Annotated in this window: 11 protein-coding genes; 1 reads left to right on the top strand and 10 read right to left on the bottom strand. The window is 28.1% G+C overall.

The window, feature by feature from the left end; translation table 11 throughout:
* From VK998_RS07885 to VK998_RS07910, 6 genes are all read right to left on the bottom strand, one after another.
* Positions 1–823 (bottom strand): primosomal protein N' family DNA-binding protein (locus VK998_RS07885; protein WP_475513931.1); only part of this gene is annotated, 823 nt, incomplete at its 3' end.
* Positions 824–876: 53 nt separating this feature from the next.
* Positions 877–2,085 carry a bifunctional phosphopantothenoylcysteine decarboxylase/phosphopantothenate--cysteine ligase CoaBC gene (gene coaBC, locus VK998_RS07890; RefSeq protein WP_325227401.1) on the bottom strand — a complete coding sequence of 403 codons (1,209 nt, stop codon included), beginning with the start codon at positions 2,083–2,085 and terminating at the stop codon, positions 877–879.
* Positions 2,086–2,093: 8 nt separating this feature from the next.
* Complete coding sequence (gene rpoZ, locus VK998_RS07895; protein WP_325227404.1) at positions 2,094–2,303, bottom strand: DNA-directed RNA polymerase subunit omega; 210 nt, start codon at positions 2,301–2,303, stop codon at positions 2,094–2,096.
* 11 nt (positions 2,304–2,314) lie between these two features.
* A complete protein-coding gene (gene gmk, locus VK998_RS07900; RefSeq protein WP_325227406.1) occupies positions 2,315–2,917 on the bottom strand; it encodes a guanylate kinase in 603 nt (200 codons plus the stop codon).
* A gap of 13 nt (positions 2,918–2,930) precedes the next feature.
* Complete coding sequence (remA, locus tag VK998_RS07905; RefSeq protein WP_325227408.1) at positions 2,931–3,197, bottom strand: extracellular matrix/biofilm regulator RemA; 267 nt, start codon at positions 3,195–3,197, stop codon at positions 2,931–2,933.
* 19 nt (positions 3,198–3,216) lie between these two features.
* Complete coding sequence (locus VK998_RS07910) at positions 3,217–4,098, bottom strand: YicC/YloC family endoribonuclease (protein WP_325227410.1); 882 nt, start codon at positions 4,096–4,098, stop codon at positions 3,217–3,219.
* Between the two features lie 225 nt (positions 4,099–4,323).
* Here VK998_RS07910 and VK998_RS07915 point away from each other — a divergent pair, with 225 nt between their 5' ends.
* Positions 4,324–6,093, top strand: coding sequence for an Rqc2 family fibronectin-binding protein (locus tag VK998_RS07915; RefSeq protein ID WP_325227413.1), 1,770 nt, complete (start codon positions 4,324–4,326; stop codon positions 6,091–6,093).
* A 4-nt stretch (positions 6,094–6,097) separates the two neighbouring features.
* Here the strand turns inward: VK998_RS07915 and pyrR are convergent, their stop codons facing one another.
* From pyrR to VK998_RS07935, 4 genes are all read right to left on the bottom strand, one after another.
* Positions 6,098–6,646, bottom strand: coding sequence for a bifunctional pyr operon transcriptional regulator/uracil phosphoribosyltransferase PyrR (gene pyrR / locus VK998_RS07920; RefSeq protein WP_325227415.1), 549 nt, complete (start codon positions 6,644–6,646; stop codon positions 6,098–6,100).
* Positions 6,647–7,564: an RluA family pseudouridine synthase gene (locus VK998_RS07925; protein WP_325227417.1), complete on the bottom strand. Its 918-nt coding sequence runs from the start codon at positions 7,562–7,564 to the stop codon at positions 6,647–6,649. It lies immediately after the preceding gene.
* A 10-nt stretch (positions 7,565–7,574) separates the two neighbouring features.
* On the bottom strand, positions 7,575–8,030 hold the full coding sequence (gene lspA, locus VK998_RS07930; RefSeq protein WP_325227419.1) for a signal peptidase II: 456 nt from the start codon (positions 8,028–8,030) through the stop codon (positions 7,575–7,577).
* 152 nt (positions 8,031–8,182) lie between these two features.
* Complete coding sequence (locus VK998_RS07935; protein ID WP_325227421.1) at positions 8,183–8,797, bottom strand: TraR/DksA C4-type zinc finger protein; 615 nt, start codon at positions 8,795–8,797, stop codon at positions 8,183–8,185.
* Positions 8,798–8,911 lie beyond the last annotated feature (114 nt).

Genomic DNA, 8,911 nt, shown 5'->3' on the forward strand with positions numbered 1-8,911 from the left:
AAGGCATGATATCATCTCTAATTGGAGTTCTATATATCTCCTTATTAAAAATTTCAATTACACCTTTTTTTTCTAAAGATTTAACAGTGGATAGAGAACTATTGGTTTTGCTCATTAAATCTTTTACGGATATATCATCAATAGTCCATAAATATTTTGCAATTTCTAACTGTTTATAGCTTCTTTTGCCTATAATACTTATCATATCTTCATAAGAAATAGATTTATCTTTAATAATTGCATACTTTTGATATTTTTTTTCAATAGAAGTTTGAACATTTAAAACAGTTTCAATTATTCCTTTTTCTTCTAAATTTCTAATGTTTTTATTTGATATTTTGTTATGAATTAGTTTTTTTAAAACCTCTAATTCAATTTGTCCTTCTTCATCTTTAATTAATTTAACTATATCTTTCTCTAATGGATTTAAATTATCATAATTTTTTGGTTCTACATCCTTTAAAAAAATATTGGTTTTAACTTCTTTAAAATCTCCAGGAGGTAGTACAGTTTGAAAAGCATCCATATAGGGAGATAAGTACTCTTTAGACATCCATAAACTTAAATCTATCATATTCTTAGAAATAAGTGGTTTATCATCAATAATATCTATTATTTTTTTTAATTTATAATTTTTTTCATAATCATTATGGATATTTATAACGATTCCTTTAATTACCCTGTTGCCTCTGCCAAAAGGTACCAATACTCTCATACCCTCTTCAATAGATTCCACCATCTCTGGTTCAATCAAATAGGTATAAGGTTTGTCAGTACTTGAAGCTTTGTTATCTATAATTACTTGAGCATATTTTTCGATCATAAAATCATTCCCTTATATTGATTAAACATTAAAAGCTAGACAATGATTGTCATCTAGCTTTTAATGTTTATTAAATCTTTAATCTTATCTATTATAATTTTAGCCACTTCCGATTTATCCAATATAGGATAAGCCTTAGTTTTACCATTACTATCAATAATAGTAACTAGATTAGTATCTGTTTTAAAACCTGCACCATCCTTAGAAATATCATTAGCTACTATAAAATCCAAATTTTTATTTATCAATTTTGCTTTTGCATGTTCAATAAGGTTATTTGTTTCAGCAGCAAATCCTACGACTATCTGTTCTTTTTTACTTTTCCCAAAATGAGCAACAATATCTGGATTTCTAATATATTTAATATTTAGTTCATCCTTATCTCCGTCTTTTTTCTTTATCTTTACATCACTGACTATTTCCGGTCTATAATCCAAAGGAGCTGCAGCTTTAATTAAGACTTGACATTGGTTAAATTCTTCCTCTACAGCATTAAACATCTCCCTAGTAGTCTCTACTCGTATTACTTTAACTCCCATAGGAGGATCCAAATTTGTAGGACCTGTTATCAATACAACTTCTGCACCTCTTTTTTCTGCCTCTTTAGCTATTTTATATCCCATTTTACCGCTAGAATGATTAGTAACATATCTTACTGGATCCAATGGCTCTATTGTAGGACCAGCTGTAACTATAATTTTTTGTCCAATTAAATCCTTATTATAAAAATTATTTATCATATATTCGACAATATCCATTGGCTCTGCCATTCTGCCCGGACCATAAGTTTGGCATGCTAACATACCTACTCCTGGTTTGATAAATTCATAACCTAACTCTTTCAAATAATCTATATTTTTCTGTACAATTGGATTTAAATACATATTGGTATTCATAGCTGGAGCAAATACGACTTTAGATTTTGTTGCCATAATGGTAGTAGTAAGCATATCATCTCCAATTCCATTGGCAATTTTGCCTATTATATTTGCTGTAGCTGGAGCGATCAGAAAAGCATCTGCTTTTTCAGCTAATGAAATATGCTCCACGTCGAAGTTTCTAGGTTCTTTAAACATATCTACATATACTGGATTTAATGCTAATGTTTGAAAAGTTAAAGGTGAAACAAACTTTGTAGCATTTTTAGTCATAATTACTTCCACATTAGCATTTTGTTTTTTCAATTTACTTACTATATCCACTGCCTTATATGCAGCAATCCCAGCTGTGACACCCACAATGATATTTTTATCTTTAAGCATCCCTTCACCTACTTAATACCTTTTATTTCTGGTCTTTTATATTTAAGCTTTCCTTCAATTATTTCCTCAATAGCAATACTTACAGGTTTTGTTGACGATGTTTCAATCAATGGTTTAGCACCCTCAACTAATTGTCTAGATCGTTTAGCTGCCAACATAACCAGAGTATACCTACTATCAGCAATATTTGATAGTTCATTTATTGATGGATTAAACATGATAAACCTCCTTAATCAATAATTTTTTCTAAAATATTTTTTAACCTTCTCACTTTTAGCTTTTCAGCAATAATTATTGCTTCAGTTTTTTCTACTGCTTCGATTAACTCATCATTGATTACTATATAATCATATTCATCAATAAATTTTAGTTCTTCAAAAGCATTCTTAAGTCTAATATCAATATCTTTCTCAGATTCTGTTCCTCTCTTCTTTATTCTATTTTTTAGTTCACTCATAGAAGGTGGAAGTAGAAAAACAAATACCGCTTCTGGATAAGCTTCTTTAACTTGTAGAGCTCCTTGTACATCTATTTCTAGTATAACTATTTCTCCTTTTTCAACTTGTTCTAAAACAAATTGTTTTGGAGTTCCATATAGATTCCCATGTACATTAGCATATTCTAAGAATTCTTTTTCCTCGATCATATTAGAGAATCTTTCTTTATTTATAAAAAAATAATTAATTCCGTTTGTTTCTCCCCTTCTAGGCATTCTAGTAGTAGCAGATACGGAAAAAATTAATTTTTCGTTTCTCTCCAAAATCTTTTTACACAAGGTACCCTTGCCACAACCTGAAGGCCCAGATATTACCAATAGAAAACCTTTTGACATATACCTCCCACTCCTAATCTAAATCTATTTTTTCATTTGATTTATTATTCAGTCTTTGAGCAACAGTTTCTGGTTGCACAGCTGAAAGAATAATATGATCACTATCAGATATAATTACTGCCCTTGTTCTTCTACCATAAGTTGCATCAATCAGTATCCCTTGATCCCTAGCATCTTGTATCATCCTTTTTATAGGTGCTGACTCCGGACTAACAATAGCAATAATCCTATTAGCAGATACTATATTGCCAAAACCAATATTTATTAATTTAATGCCCATATCATTACCTCCTTTAGTATTATTCTACATTTTGAGCCTGCTCTCTTATTTTTTCCAACTCACTTTTTATATCTATTACATAATTGCCTATAACCAAATCATTGGCTTTTGAACCTATAGTATTGACCTCTCTGTTCATTTCTTGAATAATAAAATCTAGCTTTCTACCAACAGGTTCTATTTCTTCCAAAGTCTTTATAAATTGTCTAATATGACTATTAACTCTAACTATCTCTTCGTTAATGTCAGATCTATCAGCAAAAAAAGCTATTTCATTATTCAGCCTTTCCTCATCCAAATTATAATCCTCATCTAACAACTCTTCAATCCTATTCTTTAATTTTTCCTTGTATTCTTCTACTACCAAAGGGGATCTTATTTCAATCTCTCCCATCATTTTTTCAATCTTTACAATCTGAGATTCCATATCTTTTTTGAGAATATTTCCTTCTTCTTTTCTCATGTTAATAACCTTTTCTAGAGCCATATCTAAAGCAGTTTTCAAACAATCCCAAGTAATATCCTCATCCATTTCTTTTCTTTCTGTTGTTATAATTTCAGGAAAAGACAATATATGGGCTAGCTTTACCTCATCTTTAATATCTAATTGTTTTTTTATTGTCTCTACACCTGTTTTATATGCTTTAGCCAATAACATATCAACCTTTACATCAATAGAGGACTTACTAATATATTCTAAATTTATATATACTTCTACCCTTCCTCTATTAATGCTATTCTTAATTCTTTTTTTAATTTTCTCTTCTAAATAATTTAAATGTTTAGGTATTTTCAACACAATATCATTATATCTATGATTTACAGTTTTAATCTCTAAACTAAAATTATGTATTCCATTAGTACTTTCGCCTCTACCAAAACCTGTCATACTCTTTATCATTGACTTCATCCTTTCTCCTTCATGAATAATAATATCAACTTATATTATATTGTCAATGGAATTAAAAACATTATTTATAGTATAAATAGAGATTATAATATTTAATAATAAAAGAATCCATAGTTTATTACAAATTCTTAATATATTTTTAAAAAATTCCTTTAGTTTGTTTATCCTTTTTAAAATGATATAATAGTGTTATTATTTATTTGGGGAGGAATTCAAATGTCTTTAGATGGAATAGTTACAAGAGCTATAGTCAATGAATTAAATAGTACTATTTTAGGTGGAAGAGTAGATAAAATTTATCAACATGAAAAAGATGAAATATTGATTAATATATATAATAAAGGTAAAAATAGAAAGTTATTAATATCAGCAAGTAGCAACAACCCCAGAATCCATCTTACTAACTATATTAAATCAAATCCATCCTCTCCACCTATGTTTTGTATGTTATTAAGAAAACATCTATCAGGAGGAATAATTTTAAACATTGAACAATTTTATATGGATAGAATTATTTTTATAGATATTTCTTCAATAGATGAACTAGGCAATGCCACAGAAAAAAGACTGATAGTAGAAATAATGGGTAAATATAGCAATATAATTTTGATAGATAAAAATACTTTTAAAATCATAGATTCTATTAAAAGAGTTACTCCAGATATGAGTAGAGTTAGACAGGTTCTACCTGGTATAGAATATAATCATCCACATCAGAACAATAAAATAAATCCTTTGGAATTAAATGAAGAACAGTTTTTACATCTAATAGACCAGGAAAATGGAAAGAAACAAATCTATAAATTTTTTTATTCAAACTATATAGGACTAGGACCTCTAGTTAGTAAAGAAATATGTTTTCAAGCTAATATTGATATAGATAGACCTATAGCTAGTTTAATTGCTAAAGAAAAAGAAGAGATATTTTTTATATTTATGAAAATAGTCAATAGTATAAGGGAAGAAAATTATAAACCTATATTAATAAAAAATGATTTTGGAGGCAATTATAAAGCTTTTTATACTCTGGACATACAACAATTTGGCCATGATAAAATATATTTAGACTCTATTAGCAAAGTCCTTGATGATTATTATATAAAAAATGATACATTAGATAGAGTATATCAAAAAGGACAATCTTTAAGAAAATCAGTACAAATTAAATTAGAACGTTCCTTAAATAAACTAGCTAAACAGAAACAAGAATTGTTAGACAGTCAAAATAGAGAAAAATATAAAATATATGCTGATTTAATATCCGCCAATCTATATAGAATAGATAAAGGATTAGAAAAGGTGGAACTAGAAAACTTTTATTCAGAATATATGGATAAAATAATTGTCCCATTAAATAAGAAATATTCACCTGCTGAAAATGCTCAAAGATATTATAAAAGATATTCAAAACTAAAAAATGCTAATTTATTGCTTCTTAAACAAATTCCAGAAACTCAAGAAGAAATAGAATATCTAGAAAATGTATTAAACAGTATAGAGCATTGTACCGAAGTCATAGAGTTAGAAGAAATTAAAGAGGAACTGATTAAAGAGGGATATCTAAAAAGTAAAGGGAAGAAAAAACAAAAGAAGCAAACTGCTTCTAAGCCTCACCATTATATTTCATCAGATGGATTTCATATTTTTATTGGGAAAAATAATAAACAGAATGATTTTTTAACTTTAAAGACTGCTCGCAAAGAAGATTTATGGTTCCATGTTCAAAAAATGCCTGGTAGCCATGTGATAATTAGGAGTGAAAACCAAATTGTCCCTGAAAAAACTTTAGAGGAAGCAGCTCTATTAGCTGCCTATTATAGCAAGGGTAAAAACTCTACTAATGTACCCGTTGATTATACTGAAAAAAAAGATGTTAAAAAACCTAAAAATGCTAAAACTGGAATGGTAATTTATGAAAATTTTAATACAATTTTTGTAACTCCAGATAAGAATAAAATTAATAAAATCAAAAAGATAGAGAATTAATTCTCTATCTTTTTGATTTTATTACTACTTTGTCTAACCCATCTATTTCATTTAAATAAACATTTACTACCTCACTCCTAGCAGTAGGAAGGTTTTTTCCTACATAGTCAGCTCTTATCGGCAGCTCTCTATGGCCTCTATCTACTAAAACAGCTAATTGCACTTTTCTAGGCCTACCAATATCTACTAAAGCATCTAAAGCAGCTCTAACAGTCCTCCCTGTAAATATTACATCATCTACTAAAACGATGGTTTTATCGTTTATATTATAATTTAGCTTTTTATCCCTTACTACCGGTTCACTATATCTTTCTGTTAAATCATCTCTATATAATGTAATATCTAAAGTTAAAACTTCTATTTTTTCCTCTTCTATTTCTTCTATTTTTTTAGCCAGTCTTTCAGCAAAAGGTACACCCCTAGTTTTAATCCCAACTAAAATAATATCTTCAATTCCTTTATTACGTTCTATAATTTCGTTAGCAATTCTAGTAGTTGCTCTTTGTATAGCCTTTTCATCTAAAATAATAGCTTTTGTTTCCAATATTACCACCTACCTATTCCTTTCTCTTAATAATTTCAAAACTCTCTTAAAATCTTCAGGATATTCTGATTCAAACTCCATATAATTACCAGTTCTAGGATGTATAAACCCTAATTTCATTGCATGTAAAAGTTGTGTTTCTAAATTAAATTCATTTTTTCTTTTACAATATACTAAATCTCCAACAATTGGATGATCAATATATGCCATGTGAACTCTAATTTGATGAGTCCTACCAGTTTCCAAAAAAGCTTCTATCAAAGTATATTCATGGAATTTTTCTAAAACTTTAAAATGTGTTATAGCTTCTTTTCCTTTTTCATTTTTAACTGTCATCGTCTTTCTATAAATAGGATTTCGACCTATAGGAGCATTAATAGTTCCTTCATCTAGTTCCATTCTACCATAAACTAAAGCTCTATATACTCTTTTGACACTTCTTTTTTTTAATTGTTGCACAATTGAATTATGAGCATAATTATTTTTTGCAATTACTAATAATCCAGAAGTATCTTTATCTAACCTATGTACTATTCCTGGACGAATACTGTCATTTAGAAAAGATAATTTATCAATATGGTATAAGAGAGCATTTACTAAAGTACCTGAGCCATTGCCTTTAGCAGGGTGAACTACCATACCCTCGGGTTTATTTACTATTACAATATCTTCGTCTTCATATACAATATTTAATGGTAAATTTTCTGGAATTGGTTTCTTTTCTTTTGGGGGAGGTAATTGTATCTGTATAAAATCTCCCCTTTTTACTAAATATCTTGCCTTACTAATATTACCATTTACAAGAATTAATCCTTCCTTAATCAATTTCTGTACATAGTTCCTTGAAATATTATCTAGCTTATTTGTAACATAGGAATCCAGTCTTTTATTATCTTTATCATCTACATAAAATTCCACTAATTCCATTTTATTCTCCTTAATATTCATGTTTATTAAACATAATCAAAGTCATAATTAATAAAGTCCCAGCTACAATAAAAATATCTGCCACATTGAATACAGGAAAGTCATAACTTCCAGCAAGCTTAAAACTAATAAAGTCTACTACGTATCCAAATCTAATCCTGTCAATTAAATTACCAATAGCTCCAGCTAATAACATGACTAATCCTATTTTCAAAGGTTTGTTTATACTATGATTATATCGAACAAGAAAAAAAACTATAGATATTATAACTATAAAAGTAACTATAACAAAAAAAATCTTTCTATTTTGTAGTATGCCAAAAGCAGCCCCATAATTTTCTACATAACATAGTTGAAATAAATTTTCTACTATAATATATGGACTATGTCCCTTCAAATATTTTATAGCTGCAAACTTACTTACTTGATCTAATATTACAATTGTTATCGCAATAAGATATAGCAAAATTTTTTCCTCCTTATATTATTCAATTATAATATTATTTTAAATCATAATCAGTTTAAATACAACATAGGTTTATATATTATTGTTTTTTAAAAAAAGCAAAGACTTTCAATGAAAACATTTCATGAAAGTCTTTAGATAATCTTATCCATCTAATCATTTGATTCATCATAATATTCTTGAGAAATCTTTTCCACTTCCTCGACTACACCACTATTTTCCTCATCATAGACTCCTATCTCATCACCAGTACCAAAGGAAGGATCATTTTCTATTTTATTATACCTAGCCACTTCTTGATAGCTATCCTCCCTATCAAACTCATTTCCTTCTCTATGATTTTTACTAAAAGGGCTAATGCTGTCTTCTTCTTCCGGTCTAAACTGCCTTTTTTTATCTAAAGGTATTTTTTCATTAGAACAATCAACACAAAGTTTTAAATAGGGAATTAGATTTAACCTTTTTTCATCGATTTTATTTCCACAAGATTTACACAAGCCAAAATTATCTTTTTCTATCTCTTCAATTGATTCCTCTATTTCATTCAATGTGTTATTCAGTTTATCAATTAAACCTTTGTCTTGTTCCATAACAAACATTTCAGTTCCCAAATCCGCAGGATGATTATCATAAGAAGACAATTCAGTATAGTATTCATCCATAGAGCCAAACTCCTCTGAATTTTTCATTTTGCCTATAATGTTCAATATCTTTATTTTTTCTTCATACAATTTATTTCTAAAATGATCTTTTTTTGATTTCTTCATGACTTTCCTCCTAGATTATATATAGATAAATATGTTGGTAATAATATTCCCATATCTATATTAATCATTCATATAATATGAACCATAATTCATGAATACATCAATAGTATTAAA

The sequence above is a fragment of the Schnuerera sp. genome (assembly GCF_035459645.1).
Classification (GTDB): domain Bacteria; phylum Bacillota; class Clostridia; order Tissierellales; family Tepidimicrobiaceae; genus Schnuerera.